Origin of the sequence: Alistipes intestinihominis, assembly GCF_040095975.1 — a bacterium.
GTDB classification, from domain to species: domain Bacteria; phylum Bacteroidota; class Bacteroidia; order Bacteroidales; family Rikenellaceae; genus Alistipes; species Alistipes senegalensis.
Genome location: NZ_JBBMFL010000001.1, coordinates 39,056 through 55,557, shown reverse-complemented (window position 1 = coordinate 55,557; position 16,502 = coordinate 39,056). Strand labels below are relative to the sequence as shown.

The following is a 16,502-nucleotide window of genomic DNA, read 5'->3' as shown; positions in this document are numbered from 1 at the left end:
GTCAGAGTTTGGTCAGTTTGGCGAATTTGGCCAGCAGGGTCTTTTCGCCCGCATTGTCGAAGGCCACCACTAATTTATGGTCCGTGGCGAGGGTCTCGATGCGCTGCACGATGCCCACGCCGAATATCGGATGCTCGACGCGCTGGCCCACGGCATACTCGCCGCTCACGGGAGCCGCATTTCCGGCGGAGAGCCCGCCGTCCATCGCCTGCCGCACCCCGATGCGGCGCATGCCGTCGGTCGAAGGCCGCGGGGTCTGCACGAGGGCCGGATCGGGCACTCCGGAGCGCCGGGGCTGTGCGGCCCGCGCGAAGTGCCGCGCAGGACCCGACTCGCCGTCGGCGGGACGGCCGAAAACGCCGCTGCGACCGCCGGAACCGCCACTGTAAGAGCCGCCGCGGCTTCCGGAGCCCCCGCTACCGCCGCCGAAGCGGCCGCCGCCCTGCTGCTTCTGCTGATAGCGGTAGTCATAACGCCGGCGCAGCTCGTCGAGAGCCGAAGGGCCCTCTCCGTCGTCGTCCCGGCGGCGCGGACGCACCTCCGCGAAATCGGCGTCGGACTCGACGTATCGGGGGTCGATCTCCCGCAGGAAACAACTCGGACGCGAAAACTCCATGTTGCCCCACTTGAAACGCATCTCGGCGTAGGAGATCGTCGCCGAAACCTTGGCGCGGGTCAGAGCCACGTAGAACAACCGCCGTTCCTCCTCGATGCCGTCGGGCGACTCGGCCGCGCGCTGCGAGGGGAAGAGGTTCTCCTCCAGTCCCACGATGTACACGTATTTATATTCGAGGCCCTTGGCCGAATGGACCGTCATCAACGTCACCTTGTTGTTGTCGTCGGGGTTGTCCTTGTCCATGTCGGTCATCAGCATCGCGTTCTGCAACCACTCCTCGATGGTCGCCGTCTCCTCCTCGGGACGTTCGCCGTTGCGGATCTCGGCGTCGCACCGCTCCTTGAACTCCTGCAACGAGTTCAACAGCTCCTCGATATTGTCCAGCGCGGAGGCAGCCTCGGGGGTGTTCTCGGCCCGGTAGGCGGCGATGATGCCCGACCGCGAAGCGATCTCCAGACCGAAATCGTAGAGTCCCTTGTCGTTGCGTGCGAGCGACAGCGCGCGGATCATGGCGACGAAATCCGCCACCTTGCGGGCGATGGTCCGCTGCACGGGGTCGGCGGCGGGTTCGGCGACCAGCGCATCGACCGCCTCCCACATCGACTGCCCCCGCTCGGCGGCCAGCTGCGCGATGCGCTGCACGGTGGTGTCGCCGATGCCGCGGGCCGGATAGTTGACGATGCGTTTGAACGCCTCGTCGTCGCGGGGATTGATGACCAGCCGGATGTAGGCCATCAGGTCCTTGATCTCCTTGTGGTCGTAGAACGACGAGCCCTTGTAGATGCGGTAGGGGATGCCGCGGCGGCGGAGATTGTCCTCCAGCACGGCCGACTGGTTGTTGGTGCGGTAGAGAATCACCGCCTCCGACCAGTCGTCGTCCGCGGCGCGGACCTTGTCGCGCAGGTCCGTGACGACCATCTCAGCCTCCTCGCGGTCGGTGTAGGCTTTCAGGATGCGGATCTTCTCGCCCACGTCGCCGTCCGAGAAGCAGTGCTTCTCCATGCGCTTCGAGTTGCGGGCGATCACCGAATTGGCCGCATCGACGATCGTGCGCGTCGAACGGTAGTTCTGCTCCAGTTTGAAGACCATCGCCGAGGGGTAGTCCTTCTTGAACGAAAGGATGTTCTCGATCTTGGCCCCGCGGAACGAGTAGATCGACTGCGCGTCGTCGCCCACGACGCAGACCTTCGAATGGGTCTGCGAAAGGCGGCGGATGATCGTGTACTGCGCATAGTTGGTGTCCTGATACTCGTCCACCAGAATATAGCGGAACTGCTCCTGGTAGCGGGCCAGCACGTCGGGGCAGTCGCGCAGCAGGATATTGGTTTGCAAAAGCAAATCATCGAAGTCCATCGCGCCGTTGCGCTTGCAGCGCTGGCAGTAGATGTTGTAGATGTTGCCGAATTCGGGAATCTGCGCCTGCCGGTCCTCGGTGGCGTAGACCGAGTTGGCGAGGTAGGCGCCGGGCGTCACGAGGCAGTTCTTGGCGTAGGAGATGCGCGAAGCCAGCACGTTGGGCTTGTACTTCTCGTCCGGAAGGTTCAGCTCGCGGACGATGGTCTTGATGAGGTTCTTGGAGTCCGAGGGTTCGTAGATCGTGAACGAATCGGTGAAGCCGATCCGTTCGGCGTTCTCCCGCAGGATGCGCGAAAAGACCGAGTGGAACGTGCCCATGCGGATATAGCGGCTGCGGTTGTCGGGCAGCATCTGCGCGATGCGTTCACGCATCGACTCGGCGGCCTTGTTCGTGAAGGTCAGGGCCAGGATGTTGAACGGCGCCACGCCCTGCTCGATCATGTAGGCGATGCGCGAGGTGAGCACGCGGGTCTTGCCCGAACCGGCTCCCGCGATGATGAGCGAGGGAGCGTCGTAGTTCACGACGGCATCGTACTGGGCGGGGTTCAGACCCCGTAATATGGGTGATTCGTTGGATTCCATGCCCGCAAAGTTAATAAGAAATGAGCAAGAATTTTCCAAAGAAAATAATATCTTTGCATTGCGAACGTTAAAAGGTTAACTCCGACAATACTACAACAAGCATAAAACAATGAGCGAAGTCATCAACATCAAAGAACTCAACGAGCGCATCGAACGCGAAAGCGTCTTCGTCGATACGCTCCGTACCGAAATGGGCAAGGTCATCGTGGGACAGAGCCATCTGGTGGACACCCTGCTGATCGGTCTGCTGTCCAACGGCCACATTCTGCTCGAAGGCGTGCCGGGACTGGCCAAGACGCTGGCCATCACCACGCTCGCCAAAGCCGTCGATGCCGGATTCTCGCGCATCCAGTTCACCCCCGACCTGCTGCCCGCCGACCTGATCGGTACGCTGATCTACTCGCAGAAGAACGAGGATTTCGTCGTCCGCAAAGGCCCCATCTTCGCCAACTTCGTTCTCGCGGACGAAATCAACCGCTCCCCGGCCAAGGTGCAGTCGGCGCTGCTCGAAGCCATGCAGGAGCGTCAGGTGACCATCGGCGACAACACCTACCCGCTGCCCCAGCCCTTTCTCGTGCTGGCCACGCAGAACCCCCTGGAGCAGGAGGGAACCTACCCGCTGCCCGAGGCGCAGGTGGACCGTTTCATGCTCAAGGCCAAAATCTCCTATCCCAAGAAGCAGGAGGAGCGCGACATCGTGCGCATGAACCTCTCGGGAGCCGGCATGCCCCAGGTGGGCAAGGTCATCACGCCCGACGACATCGTCAAGGCCCGCAAGGTGGTCGAGGACGTTTACATGGACGAGAAAATCGAGAAATACATCATCGACATCATCTTCGCCACGCGCGAACCCGCGGAGTACAACCTCCAGAAGCTCCAGAACCTGATCGCCTACGGCGGTTCGCCCCGTGCGTCGATCTCGCTGGCCAAGGCCGCCCGCGCCTACGCCTTCATCCGCCGCCGCGGCTACGTCATCCCCGAGGACGTGCGCGCCGTCTGCCACGACGTGCTGCGCCACCGCATCGGCCTGACGTACGAAGCCGAGGCCGAGAACATCACCACCGAAGAGATCATCACCGACATCCTCAACAACGTAATCGTACCCTAACGATGCAGGAGACCGAGAACGATATTCTCAGACGCGTCCGCAAGATCGAGATCAAGACCCGCGGTCTTTCGAACGAGATCTTCGCCGGAAAGTACCACACGGCTTTCCGCGGGCGGGGCATGTCGTTTTCCGAAGTGCGGGAGTACCGGGCCGGCGACGACGTGCGCGACATCGACTGGAACGTCACGGCCCGTTCGCGCAAACCCCACATCAAGGTCTACGAGGAGGAACGCGAGCTGACGATGATGCTGCTGGTCGATGTGTCGGCCTCGCGCATGTTCGGATCGACCGACCGTCTGAAAAAGAACATCATCACCGAGATCGCCGCCGTGCTGGCCTTCTCCGCCTCGCAGAACAACGACAAGGTCGGCTGCATCTTCTTCTCGGACCGGGTCGAGAAGTTCATCCCCCCGAAGAAGGGCCGCAGCCACATCCTCATGATAATCCGCGAACTGATCGGATTTCAGCCCGAATCGGCGGGCACGAAGCTCTCCGAGCCGGTGCGTTTCCTGACCAACGTCAACAAGAAACGCTGCACGACCTTCATCCTCTCGGATTTCATGGATTCGTCCGGCGACGAATCGGCGCTGGACGACGCCCTGAAAATCGCCGGGAGCAAACACGATCTGGTGGGCATCCGCGTCTACGATCCCCGCGAAACGGAGCTTCCGAACGTGGGCATCGTCGAACTGCGCGACGCCGAGAGCGGCCGCAAGGTATGGGTGGACACCGCCTCGCGGGCCGTGCGCGACCACTACGCCACCTCGTGGCAGGAACGCAGCGAACGCATCGGCGCAACGCTCAAGCACAACCGCATCGACACGGCCGTGATCTCGACCGACGGCGACTATGTGGCCGAACTAATGAAACTGTTCAAACAGCGATGAAACGACTCTTTGCAATAGCGCTTCTTTTCACGGCCCTCGCCGCCCGGGCGCAGAACACGCCCACCGTCACGGCGCGCGTCGAGCCCGACAGCATCCTGATCGGCGACCGCTTCGACTACATCATCGACGTGGAAAAAGACCTGGTGCAGGTGGTGGAGTTCCCCGAGTTCGACCCCCGCGACGGCAAGATCGAACTGGTCGAAAACTGCCCCGTGGACACGCTCGAACGCGACGGACGCCGGCTGAAACTGCGCAAGCGCTACCGGCTGGCGGCCTTCGACGAAGGCAAGTACAACCTCGGCGCGGCGCAGGTGCTCTATGCCGACAAGAACATCCTCGACACGCTCCGCAGCCGCGATTCGGTCTATCTGGAGGTGGCGACGTTCCAGATCGACTCCACGTCGCAGTCGATCTACGACCTCAAACCGCAGAAGACCCTGCCGTTCCGCTTCCGCGAGATCAAGGGCTACGTGACGTGGGGCATCCTGATCCTGCTGATTCTGCTGGCCGGAGTCTATGCGCTCCAACGCTGGCTCGCCAGCCGCGGCAAGGGCTTCGGGGATCTCTTCAAACCCGCTCCGCCGCTGCCTCCGCACGTGGCGGCCATTCAGGCGCTCGAAGCGCTCCACCACCAGAAACTGTGGCAGAACAACCGTCACAAACAGTATTATTCGGGGCTAACGGACATCCTGCGCACCTACATCGCCGCCCGCTGGGGCTTCGGCGCCATGGAGATGACCTCCGACGAGATCATCGAAACCATGCGGCGGGAGGAGCTGCCCGACAAGGCGCGGATGGACCTCACGGCCATTCTGCGGGACGCCGATCTGGTGAAGTTCGCCAAGGCGACGCCCGAGGCCGAGCAGAACGAAGCCGACTACCTGAAAGCCTACTATTTCGTCGAGGAGACGAAAGTAGCCGAAGAATCTCCGGCCGAGACCGAAGATTCCCCGGCAATTAAAAATGAAAAATGAAAAATTAAAAATGCATAGGCTTCTATACATTTTCCTGTTTCTCCTTACATCTGCCGGGGCTCAAGCCCAACAGATGCCCGAGCGTTCGCTGGTGCGCAAAGGCACCCGGCAGTACAACAAGGGCAACTACGAGCAGGCGATAAGCCGCTACGAGCAAGCCTTGCAGGCCGTTGCAGGACAGTTCGAGGCGACTTACGACCTCGGGAACGCTCTCTACAAGGCCGAGCGGTTCGACCGCGCCGAGCAGACCATGCAGCAGGCCGCGGCCGACTCGCTGCGCACGGACACGGAACGCGCCGAAGCGTTCTACAACCTCGGAAACGCCCAGTTCAAACAGCAGAAGTACAAGGAGGCGCTCGAAAGCTACAAGCAGTCGCTGCGTCTGAACCCCTCGGACATGGAGGCCAAATACAACTACGCCTACACAAAGCGTCTGCTCGACGAGAACAAGGACGGCGGCGGAGGCGGCAACGACGACAAGGATCAGAACAAAGATCAGAACAAGGACCAGAACCAGCAGAACAAAGATCGGAATCAGCAAAACCAGGATCAGCAGAATAAAGATCAGCAGAACAAGGATCAGAAAGGCGATCCGAAAGACCGGCAGGACGACGGGAAACAGGACCCGCAGGATAACAAGGGCGACAAGGGCGACCAGCAGGGTCAGCCGACGCCTTCGGGCATTTCGCCGCAGGAGCAGCAACAGATGCTCGACGCCATCCAGGCCCAGGAGGACAAGACCCAGGAGAAGCTGAAGGAGAAACAGGGCGTGGTGGTACGAGGAAAGAAAAACTGGTAGTTTTGTCTTAATTAAAAATGAAAAATTAAGAATTAAAAATTGAAGCCGGACAACATCATAAAAAACAAAAGTCTCGATTTTGCAATCCGCATCGTGCGGCTGTATAAGCATATTTCCGAAACGAGCCGCGAATACGTACTTTCAAAACAACTGCTCAAAAGCGGAACGAGTATCGGAGCAAACGTCCGGGAAGCGATCGGAAGACAATCCAAAGAGGATTTCATTGCAAAAATGCACATAGCGCTGAAAGAAGTGTATGAAACCGAATATTGGCTGGAATTGTTATACAATACCGATTACCTGACGGAGAAAGAGTTTGAAAGTATTTTCACCGATTGCCGGGAACTGACGAATATCCTTGCCAGCATCTTGAAAACAATGAAAGAAACGAAATAATTTTTAATTTTTCATTCTTAATTTTTAATTGCATTTATGCATTTTGCTTCGCCATATTACCTCTGGTTGCTGACGCTCCTCGTACCGATGATCGGCTACTACGTCTGGCGCACGCTCCAGGGCGGGGCCGCGATCCGCATTTCGAGCGTCGCCGGCGTCGTGCGCGCCCCCAAAACCGTGCGCTACTACCTGCGCCACCTGCCGTTCGCGCTGCGTGCGGCGGCTTTCGCGCTGCTCGTAGTGGCGCTGGCGCGTCCGCAGGATGTCGAACAGAACGTCCGCACCAACACCGAGGGTATCGACATCATGCTGGCCATCGACGTGTCGGGGTCGATGCTGGCCCGCGACTTCAAACCCGACCGCATCACGGCCGCCAAGGAGGTGGCCGGGTCGTTCATCGCCGACCGCTACGGCGACCGCATCGGTCTGGTGGCGTTCGCCGGCGAAGCCTTCACGCAAAGCCCCCTGACCACCGACCAAAGCACCCTCCAGACCCTGCTGGCCCGCATCCGCAGCGGACTGATCGAGGACGGCACGGCCATCGGAAACGGACTGGCCACGGCGATCAACCGCCTGCGGGAGAGCGAAGCCAAATCGAAGGTCATCATCCTGCTGACCGACGGTGTGAACAACCGGGGCGAGATCGCGCCGCTCACGGCCGCGGAGATCGCCAAGGCGCAGGGCATCCGGGTCTACACGATCGGCGTGGGCACCGAAGGCATGGCCCCCTACCCGGCCATCGACATGTTCGGCAACATCACCTTCGTCAACCAGAAGGTCGAGATCGACGAAAAGACGCTGACGGCGATCTCCGACATGACCGGAGGCAAGTATTTCCGCGCCACGGACAAAGCCAAGCTGAAGGCCATTTACGACGAGATCAACCAGCTCGAAAAGAGCAAGGTCGAGGTGACCGAGCACGTTTCCTACCACGAACTGTACCTCGCATGGGTGCTGGCGGCCCTGGGGCTGCTGCTGGCCGAATTCCTGCTGGCGAACCTCGTCCTGAAACGAATACCGTAAAAGATCATTTCCCATGTTCCGTTTCGCAAATCCGCAATATCTCTGGCTGCTGCTGGCCGTTCCGGCGCTCGTCGCGCTGTACGCGCTCGCCGCGCGCAGCCGCCGCAAACGGCTCGCACGCTTCGGAAATCCCGCCATCCTCGAAGAGCTGATGCCCGAGGTCTCGACCGGGCGCACGGCTTTCAAGTTCATCCTCTTCTGCACCGCCGTCGCGCTGCTCGTGCTGGCCGCGGCGCGCCCGCAGTTCGGCTCGAAACTCCGCGAGGAGAAGGCGCAGGGAATCGAGATGATGCTCACCATCGACGTATCGAACTCGATGCTGGCCGAGGATTTCCAGCCCAACCGCCTCGAAAGGACCAAATACGCCATCGGCAAACTCTTCGAAGGGTTGCAGCAGGACCGCGTGGGACTGGTGGTCTTCGCAGGCGAACCGAAAGTCCAGCTGCCGATCACCTCCGACTACCGCATGGCCCGGGCCTTCGCCCGGCGGATCGACCCTTCGCTGGTGTCGGTACAGGGAACGGCCATCGGCAAGGCGCTGGAACAGGCCCTGCTGTCGTTCTCGGGCGACACGGAGGAGAGCCACGGACGGGTCATCATCCTTATCACCGACGGCGAGAACCACGATGACGACGCCATCGCCGTCGCCGAGCGCGCCGCACAGATGGGCGTCAAGATCTTCACCATCGGCATCGGCACCCCCGAAGGCGCCCCGATCCAGATCGGCGGGGAGTTCATCAAGGACGAGACGGGCGAAATGGTCGTCTCGAAGCTCAACGAAGAGATGCTGGCCCGAATCGCCGACATCACGGGCGGCGCCTACGTGCGTTCGTCGAAACAGTCGATCGGCCTCGACGAGATCGTCAAGGCGATCAACGAGATGGAGCAGACCGAATTGTCGATGGTCCGCTTCGAGGAGTTCAACGAGCAGTACCAATACCTGCTGATCGCGGCCCTGGCGCTGCTGTTGCTGGAATTCGCCGTGCTCGACCGCCGCAACCCGCTGCTGGCGCACCTGAACATCTTCCGCGAAAAATAACCCCGCGAAATGCGGAACGCACGCCGGATGAAGCGGATATTGCGAAATTTTTGCTTACCTTTGTCGCGGCAGGTCCGCTCTGTCGCTGCCGGCCGCAGGCCGGGAGAGGAAAGTCCGGGCAACGCAGAGCGCCACGCAGGCTAACGGCCTGACAGCCGTGAGGTTGTGGGAGCGTAACAGAGAACGACCGCCCGCAGGCGACTGCGGGTAAGGGTGAAAAGGCGGGGTAAGAGCCCACCGCGGGGGCAGCGATGTCGCCCGGCCGTACGTCCCGTGGGTTGCAAGACCGTGTATACCGGCAGTCAAGGGTTGCTCGCCCGATGCCGGGGGGTAGGTTGCTCGAGGCGGCAGGAGACTGCCGTCCCAGATAAATGACAGGGGCCCGGGGTTCGCCCCGGGAACAGAACCCGGCTTACAGGGCCTGCACGCACAAAGGCGCCGCACGATGCGGCGCCTTTTCGTTTCGGCGCAGGGGAATCACATCAGCCCCATGCGCTTGCGGGCGAAGGGCACGACCCACGCCGGGGCCTGCTGCTTCGACAACAGGTCGCGCATGTAGTCCATATAGGGCTCCGCATGGCGGAAATAACGGTACAAGCCCTCGCAGAGCGAATTCTTGCGGCAGCCGTCGGACCCCGTCTCGAAGCGGTGCTTCGGACACTCGCCCCGGCAGGCGAAGTAATATTTGCACCGCAGGCACTCGGCGGGCAGCGCATTGCGCTTGGCAAGGCCGAAATCCACCCGCTTGCGCGAACGGTAGATCTCCGACAACGGAGTTTCGCGGATATTGCCCAGTTTGTATTCGGGGTAGACGAAGTGGTCGCACGAATAAACGTCGCCGTTGTGCTCCACGACCAGCGCGTCGCCGCACGTCTCGCCCATCGAACAGACGCCCGGCTGCACGCCGCACCACTGGGCCAGCGTGGCGTCGAACATCTGCACGTAACAGCGCCCCACGTCGCTCACGACCCATTCGTCGAAGATGTCGCACAGGAACTGACCGTAACCCGCGGGCGTGACGGACCATTCGGCCAACCGAGCCCCCTCGCGGTCGGGCGACACGATCAACGGACGGTGGAAGTCCGGTTTGTCGATGACATGCTCCACGGCGGGCAGGAACTGCATGTATTTGCTATGCACCGTGTCGCGGAAGAAGCGGTAGATCTCCCCGCCGCGCCCCTCGCACAACCGGTTCACCACGCTCAGCGTGTTGTACTCCACGCCGCTGCGCTGGAACATTCCGATCGTCTGCATCACCCGCTCGAAGGTGGGTTTGCCGCCCTTCGTCAGGCGGAAGGCGTCGTGAATGTCCTGCGGACCGTCGAGCGAAATGCCCACCAGAAAATTGTTCCCGGCGAAAAGGTCGCACCAAGCCTCATCGACCAACGTGCCGTTGGTCTGGAGGATGTTCTCGATCCGCTTGCCGTCGGCGTATTTTTGCTGGAAGTCCATCGCCCGGCGGTAGAAATCCACCCCCAGCAGCAGCGGCTCGCCGCCGTGCCAGCAGAACTGCACCGTATCGACATCGTTGGCCTCGATATACTGCCGGACGTAAAGTTCCAGCAGCTCGTCGCTCATCACGGCCTGTTTGCCGCCGTACTGCACGGCCTTGTCCAGATAGTAACAGTAATGGCAGTCGAGGTTGCACGCCGAACCGGCAGGCTTGAGCATCGTCGAAAAGGCGACCGGACCCGCCTGTTTCTCAGCGTCGCGGAAGGTGAAAATGTCCTTGTTTTTCATGTCAAGGTTCCGAAATTTACGAATGAAACGGACCGGGGTCCGCAATTATTTCGACAAATATAGCGATTTGCAGAACCGCATCCTAATTTTCCATAAAAATACGGAAACGGCAGGACAATCGGGACCATTTTATGGTCAAAATTCATCGAACGGCGTCCCAATATGCCATAAACATCCGAAAAAAGAGGGACCGAAAGATCTAAATCGCTATCTTTGGCAACCGAACCCCTCCTTAATCCGATGAACCCGGGAAAGACACTGCCGCTCTTGCTGTTCTGCCTGCTCTGCGCCGCGACCGCCGCGGCACAGTCCGTCGCCGTGCGCTTCCGGGTCGCCGACCGCGCGACGCGCGACGCCGTGGTGGGCGCCGTCGCCGAACTGCGAAGCCGCACGGACACCGCGGCCGCAGCCCTCTACACCACCTCGGACATCGACGGCCGGGGACTCTTCCCCCGTGTGCCGCGAGGCGAATACCGCCTGACCGTCACTTCGCTGGGCTACGACTCGCTGCGCACCGACCTGCGGGTCGAAACGACCGCCGTGACGCTCGATTCGCTGTGGCTCGCACCCCGCGCCGAGGCCATCGACGACGTGGTGGTCGAGGTTCCGGCGCTCCGGTCGTCGGTTCGCGGCGACACGCTCTCCTACCGCGCCTCGGCCTACAAGGTGGCGTTCGGGTCGGACGCCGGCTCGCTGATCTCGAAAATGCCCGGACTGGAGATCGCCGACGGGGCGATCGAGGCACAGGGCCGCAACGTGCAGCGCGTCTATGTCGATGGACGCGAATTTTTCGGCAACGACGTGATGTCGGCCGTGCGCAACATCCCGGCCGACATGATCGAGAGCATCGACATCTACAACACGCAGAGCGACCAGTCGGAATTCACGGGCGTGGACACCGGCGAAGGGGTCACGGCGCTGAACATCGTGACGCTTCCCGACAAGCGGCGGGGCGCTTTCGGCCGCGTGTTCGGGGCCTACGGCATCCCGGACAAATACATCGGCGGAGGCAACGTCAACATCTTCAACAACGACCGCCGGATCTCGGTGATCGGTCTGGTGAACAACGTCAGCCGCCAGAACTTCTCGTTCGAGGACATCCTCGGAACCACCGAGGAGTCGGGTTCCCGGACCTCGAACAAGAACTTCATGGTGCGCCCGCTGGACGGCATCTCGACCGTGCAGGCCATCGGAATCAATTACAGCGACGACTGGGGCAAGAAAGGCAAGGTCACGGCCAGCTACTTCTTCAACCGCACCGACAACCGCAACACCAGCCGGAGCGACAAGCAGACCTTCACCGCATCGGACAAGCTGGTGCTCTACACCGACGAGAACCGTTCGAAGGCGCTCAACCTCAACCACCGTTTCAATTCGCGCATCGACTACCGGTTTTCGGAGCGCCATTCGATGATGATGCGCACGTCGTTCAGCTTGCAGGACAACGACTCGCGCAACGAACTCCTGAGCCGCACGGACAACAAGTTCTCCGACGACGACATCCGCTTCGTCAACCGCCGCCGCAACTTCGGACTGAGCGACAGCAAGGGATTCAACGTTTCGAACTCGCTGATCTACCGCTACCGCCTGCCGGACAAAAAGTCGCACAACCTCACGTTCGGCCTCGGGGGCGCCTACCGCTCCTACGAGCAGTTCAGCTTCCCGCGGCAGTACACCTTCCGCGACCCCGACGACATCGAGTGCGACACCGCGGACTACTCCTCGCGCAACGTCACGCGCACCGACCGCGACCAGCCGGGCTACGACGTGAGCGGCAGCGCGAGCTACACCCGGGCGCTCTCGAAGCGGTCGCGCCTGAGCCTCGAATACCGCATCAACTACACCGACAACAGCGTGGACCGCAGCACGTTCGTGCTCACCAAGGAGAACGTGTTTCCGGACGAACGCAGCCCGAAGCAGTCCACGGAGTACGACTATGCGTTCCTGACCCACCGCGTCGGCAGCACCTACCAGTACTATTTCAAGAAGACGAAAGTCGCGGCGACGCTCTACTACCAGCACGCCGAATTCGACAGCGACTACGCCTTTCCCTACCGCCAGAAGACCGGCGCGTCGTTCGACAACCTGACCTACAACGTGGTGTCGAACATCAGCATTTCGCGCAACAACACCCTGAAATTCACGGCCGTGGGCCGCACGTCGAATCCCCGCGCCACCGACCTGCAAGGCATCGTCAACACCACCAACCGCCAGAACGTCTTCGCCGGAAACCCCCGTCTCGACCCAGTCTACACCCACCGGCTGACGGGGCAGTACATCCGCACCAGCCCCAAACGGGGCCGCACGTTCACCGTCTCGGCCGAGGCGGCGATCAGCCCCAACACCATCACCGACTCGCTGGTGATCGACACGCCGGATTTCGTCATCGACGACGAAGGGACGCTGCTGGGCGAGGGCAACCAGTTCACCAAGCCGGTGAACCTCCCGGGATACTGGAGCCTGCGCGCCAGCGTCAACTACGGCATGCCGGTGCGGTGGCTGCGTTCGAACCTCAATTTCCGGGCGGGGGTCTCGACGGGGCGCATCCCGAGCATCATCAACGGCGAGCGCAACGAACTGTCGAACAGCTCCTACAACGCCGGGCTGGTGCTGGGCAGCAACATCTCGGAAAGCGTCGATTTCCGCGTCAGCTACACGGGGCGCTACAACGTGAGCAAGAGCACGTCGCACGTCCGCACGCTGGACAACACCTATTTCAGCCAGACCGCCCGGGCCGAAGCCACGTTCGTGGCGTGGAAACGCCTCGTCGTGCGCGCCAACGCCGACTACAACTACTACAAGGGCATCACGGACACGTTCCTCGAAGAGCGGCTGATCTGCAACGCCCTGCTGGGCGTGAAACTCTTCCGCAACCGGCTGGGCGAGGTGAGCGTCGGGGTGAACGACCTGCTGGACCAAAACGGCACGACCTTCCGCCGCACGGTGACGGGCACCACGCTGCGCAACGTGACGAACCTCGGCGTCGGCCGCTACGTCTCGTTCCAGTTCACCTACAACCTGCGCCTCTTCCGCCGCCAGAGCAACGCCGTAATGGATGCCCTGCAAGGCAAATAATCCGCAGTCAGGAGGCCGCGCCCCGGTGTCCGAATCCACTTTTTTGCGGACGGATTGTGCGATTGAAGCAGAAATTGCTATCTTGCATCGCATAACCGCTCTTTTCCGCCCGACTTGACACGCTTCATCCTGCTGCTTATCGCCATCGCCGGCCTCTCCGGCCCGATCTCCGCACGCACCGTGCGGAGCGGAACGCCGCAGGTATACCGCAGCTACCGCCCTGCACGGGTCACGATCGCCGTCGAGGACAAGGAGACGAAAGACCCGCTGATCGGAGCCACAATTGCGATCATGAGCGGCGCAGACACGCTGCGGGGCACCACCTCCAAAAAGGATTTCTACCGCACGCTGGCCGTCTACGAGTGCGACCGCATCTTCCGCGACTCGGTCGATCTGGAGGTCGCCTACCTCGGGTACAAACCATACAGGAAGCGGTTCGCCGCGACCGAGTTCCGGAGCCGCATCGAGGTCGGAATGGAGGTCGATGAACAGTCGATCGCCCAGGTCGTGGTCGTGGGCAAGCGGGTCGCCATGGTCTTCAAGGGCGACACCATGATCTACAATGCCGGAGCATTCAAAACGATGGCCGACGACCGCTTCGAGGAGCTGTTGAAACAGCTTCCGGGGGTCGAGGTCCGGGACAACAAGATCCTCGCCGGCGGCGAGGAGGTCAAACGGGTGCTGATCGACGGCAAAAACCTCTTCGGCAACAAATCCCAGTACGCGCTGACCGACCTCGAAGCCTCGGATGTCAAGAGCGTGCGGGTCTACGAAGAGCTGAGCCCCGAGGCCAAGCGGCTGGGCAACACCACGGCCCGGAAAGAGAAGGTGATGAACGTCGAGACCAAATCGAAACGCAGCGTCCTTCAGGGCGGCAGTCTGGAAGCCTCGGTCGGCGCGAGCCTCGAAAAGGACTACTCCGGGCGTCGTGAGATCCGCCATTCGGAGGCCGGAACTTACTACCGCAACAGCGAAAAAGGCAACTGGCGGATCGAAGCCTCCAACCTGAAAGACGACAACTCCCGGGCGGAGGGCGCTTCGTTCGATTCGAAACTCACGCCGACGAAGCAGACCGACGCCCAGGCGGAGTACACCTACCGCCGCGGCGACTCGACCTCGGTTTCGACCGCGGTCGGTTTCCAGCGCCGCCGCCAGAGCCGCATCTCCCGCTCGATGACGGAGTATTTCCCGACCGACGATTATGCCCTGCGCACCGAGGAAAACTCCGGGGAATCCCTCTCCAAAGCCCTCTCGGCGAATCTCTCCAACCTGACAAGCGTCCGGCGCGGAAAGAATTCTTTTTTCGCCATGACGGACTTCTCGTTCGACAACAATTCGTCGCTGAGCCGCAACTCCACCTCCCAGCGTATCGACGACGACGAGACCCGCACACTCCTCAACAATGACTCCGACAACCGGAATCTCAGTTTCAACATCCGACTCAACTATTACATTTCCCTCTCCGAAAAATCGTCGCTGTCGTTCTGGGTCAACGGCGATTACGGCACGCAGGACCAGGACGGCTGGCAGATCGACACGGCGGCCTCGGTGCAGGGCCTGCAAGTCAAACTGCGCAACAACGGCGACGGCCGCCGGTACGGTTTCGAAGCATCGGTCGATTACGGCTACAAGATCGGGGAGAATCTCCGGTTCTCGGCCGCCTACTCCTTCAAGCGCAGCTACGACCGCTCGAAGATGCTGTCCGTGGATTTTCTCGACGATCCGCAGGGAACGCTGGACCCCGTGAACTCCTACAACTACACGAACGACAGCTATTCGCACAGCCTGCAAGCCGGCCTGAATTACAGCCGCGACGGACTCTGGATCATAGGCACCCTCACGGGAGTGGTCTATCAGATCGCCCGCAGCGAACGCTTTCCGGAGAAGGAACGCTTCCCGAGGCAGTTCTACCAGCTGAATCCCTGGTTCAGCCTTATGGCCGGCCAATCCAAAAGGCGGTTCACCCTCAACATCAGCTCCTTTTCGCAGATGATCCCGACCGAATCGCTGCGCTCGACGATCGACGCCACGAACCCCCTCTCGCTGCGGGCCGGAAACCCCGGTCTCAAACTGCCGAACGACATGGCGTTGCTGGCAAGAATCTCTTTCAACAACGCACCGAAGGCGCGGACCTTCTCGATCGGGCTCAACGGCGGGTACACCTTCAACTACATCGCCTCGCAGCGCATCCTGTTCCTCGAAGAGACCTACCTCCCCCAGTACGACTACACGGCCCGGAAGGGTGCGCAGCTCTCGACGCAGACCAACGTCGGAGGGTGTTACAAACTCGGCGGTTCGGCCGATTTCTCCCAACAGATCGCCTCGCTGCGCTCGACGGTCAGCGCCACCATCGGCTACGATTTCCAACAGACCCCCTATTTCCTCGACGAGACGCTCTGCCACTCGGGCCGCCATGCGCTCTCGTTCCGCGCCGGCTTCGAATCGGGCTTTTCGAGCAAGGTCAAAATCGCCGTCTCCTCCGTGACCTCGATGAGCTCCTACTCCACGCAGAACAGCACCACGCAGGACCTGCGCGAAACGGTCCGCACCCGGCTGGACCTGCGCTTCGGAAAGTATTTCGCCTCCGTGGCGAACGCCTACGAATTCTACTGCAACAGCAATTCGCATACGCTCACGCGCCACAACGTGATCCTCAACGCCGCGGCGGGCCGCAAGTTCGGCAAGGAGAACCGGCTGGGGCTCTCGGTGGGCGTCATCGACATCCTCAACCGTCCGGACTATGCTTCGACGGTGTTCGAAACCGACTACATGCGCACCTCCTCGATCTCCTACCTGGGCCGTTACGGCTATCTGCGCATCGCGTACACATTCTGAACGAAACGGAACCGAAATGCGAACGAGTTTCGGATTATTTCGGGTATTTTCACATATTTTTGTAACTTTGGA

Annotated in this window: 11 protein-coding genes and 1 other RNA gene; 10 read left to right on the top strand and 2 right to left on the bottom strand. The window is 61.1% G+C overall.

The window, feature by feature from the left end; genetic code table 11:
- Window position 1: 1 nt before the first annotated feature.
- Entirely contained in the window at window positions 2-2,554 is a 2,553-nt protein-coding gene (locus WMO46_RS00230; protein WP_349093552.1) for an ATP-dependent helicase, read from the bottom strand.
- A 109-nt stretch (window positions 2,555-2,663) separates the two neighbouring features.
- Between WMO46_RS00230 and WMO46_RS00225 the strand changes: the two genes are divergently transcribed.
- From WMO46_RS00225 to rnpB, 8 genes are all read left to right on the top strand, one after another.
- Window positions 2,664-3,662 carry an AAA family ATPase gene (locus WMO46_RS00225; RefSeq protein ID WP_129650969.1) on the top strand — a complete coding sequence of 333 codons (999 nt, stop codon included), beginning with the start codon at window positions 2,664-2,666 and terminating at the stop codon, window positions 3,660-3,662.
- 2 nt (window positions 3,663-3,664) lie between these two features.
- Window positions 3,665-4,549, top strand: a complete 885-nt coding sequence (locus WMO46_RS00220) for a DUF58 domain-containing protein (RefSeq protein ID WP_349093551.1) — start codon at window positions 3,665-3,667, stop codon at window positions 4,547-4,549.
- Window positions 4,546-5,523, top strand: a complete 978-nt coding sequence (locus WMO46_RS00215) for a hypothetical protein (RefSeq protein ID WP_349093549.1) — start codon at window positions 4,546-4,548, stop codon at window positions 5,521-5,523. Before WMO46_RS00220 ends, WMO46_RS00215 begins: the two co-directional genes overlap by 4 nt.
- A 10-nt stretch (window positions 5,524-5,533) precedes the next feature.
- A complete protein-coding gene (locus WMO46_RS00210) occupies window positions 5,534-6,322 on the top strand; it encodes a tetratricopeptide repeat protein (protein WP_349093548.1) in 789 nt (262 codons plus the stop codon).
- A gap of 39 nt (window positions 6,323-6,361) precedes the next feature.
- Window positions 6,362-6,718, top strand: a complete 357-nt coding sequence (locus WMO46_RS00205) for a four helix bundle protein (RefSeq protein ID WP_349093546.1) — start codon at window positions 6,362-6,364, stop codon at window positions 6,716-6,718.
- Between the two features lie 36 nt (window positions 6,719-6,754).
- Window positions 6,755-7,741, top strand: coding sequence for a vWA domain-containing protein (locus WMO46_RS00200; protein ID WP_026076776.1), 987 nt, complete (start codon window positions 6,755-6,757; stop codon window positions 7,739-7,741).
- Window positions 7,742-7,754: 13 nt separating this feature from the next.
- Window positions 7,755-8,780, top strand: a complete 1,026-nt coding sequence (locus WMO46_RS00195) for a VWA domain-containing protein (RefSeq protein WP_129650977.1) — start codon at window positions 7,755-7,757, stop codon at window positions 8,778-8,780.
- A gap of 66 nt (window positions 8,781-8,846) precedes the next feature.
- An RNA gene (gene rnpB, locus WMO46_RS00190) (RNase P RNA component class A) lies at window positions 8,847-9,212 on the top strand.
- A gap of 45 nt (window positions 9,213-9,257) precedes the next feature.
- Here rnpB and WMO46_RS00185 read toward each other — a convergent pair.
- Entirely contained in the window at window positions 9,258-10,520 is a 1,263-nt protein-coding gene (locus WMO46_RS00185; RefSeq protein ID WP_129650979.1) for an anaerobic sulfatase-maturation protein, read from the bottom strand.
- Between the two features lie 240 nt (window positions 10,521-10,760).
- On the opposite strand from WMO46_RS00185, the gene WMO46_RS00180 reads away from it, so the two are divergent.
- Both WMO46_RS00180 and WMO46_RS00175 read left to right on the top strand, forming a co-directional pair.
- On the top strand, window positions 10,761-13,595 hold the full coding sequence (locus tag WMO46_RS00180; protein ID WP_349093545.1) for an outer membrane beta-barrel protein: 2,835 nt from the start codon (window positions 10,761-10,763) through the stop codon (window positions 13,593-13,595).
- Window positions 13,596-13,709: 114 nt separating this feature from the next.
- On the top strand, window positions 13,710-16,430 hold the full coding sequence (locus WMO46_RS00175; protein WP_349093543.1) for a hypothetical protein: 2,721 nt from the start codon (window positions 13,710-13,712) through the stop codon (window positions 16,428-16,430).
- The last annotated feature ends 72 nt before the right edge of the window (window positions 16,431-16,502 follow it).

What these genes read in the sequence shown, in the direction of transcription:
- WMO46_RS00230 (WP_349093552.1), bottom strand. Translation starts at nt 2,554, where the DNA reads ATGGAATCCAACGAATCACCCATATTACGGGGTCTGAACCCCGCCCAG.
- WMO46_RS00225 (WP_129650969.1), top strand. Translation starts at nt 2,664, where the DNA reads ATGAGCGAAGTCATCAACATCAAAGAACTCAACGAGCGCATCGAACGC.
- WMO46_RS00220 (WP_349093551.1), top strand. Translation starts at nt 3,665, where the DNA reads ATGCAGGAGACCGAGAACGATATTCTCAGACGCGTCCGCAAGATCGAG.
- WMO46_RS00215 (WP_349093549.1), top strand. Translation starts at nt 4,546, where the DNA reads ATGAAACGACTCTTTGCAATAGCGCTTCTTTTCACGGCCCTCGCCGCC.
- WMO46_RS00210 (WP_349093548.1), top strand. Translation starts at nt 5,534, where the DNA reads ATGCATAGGCTTCTATACATTTTCCTGTTTCTCCTTACATCTGCCGGG.
- WMO46_RS00200 (WP_026076776.1), top strand. Translation starts at nt 6,755, where the DNA reads ATGCATTTTGCTTCGCCATATTACCTCTGGTTGCTGACGCTCCTCGTA.
- WMO46_RS00195 (WP_129650977.1), top strand. Translation starts at nt 7,755, where the DNA reads ATGTTCCGTTTCGCAAATCCGCAATATCTCTGGCTGCTGCTGGCCGTT.
- WMO46_RS00185 (WP_129650979.1), bottom strand. Translation starts at nt 10,520, where the DNA reads ATGAAAAACAAGGACATTTTCACCTTCCGCGACGCTGAGAAACAGGCG.
- WMO46_RS00180 (WP_349093545.1), top strand. Translation starts at nt 10,761, where the DNA reads ATGAACCCGGGAAAGACACTGCCGCTCTTGCTGTTCTGCCTGCTCTGC.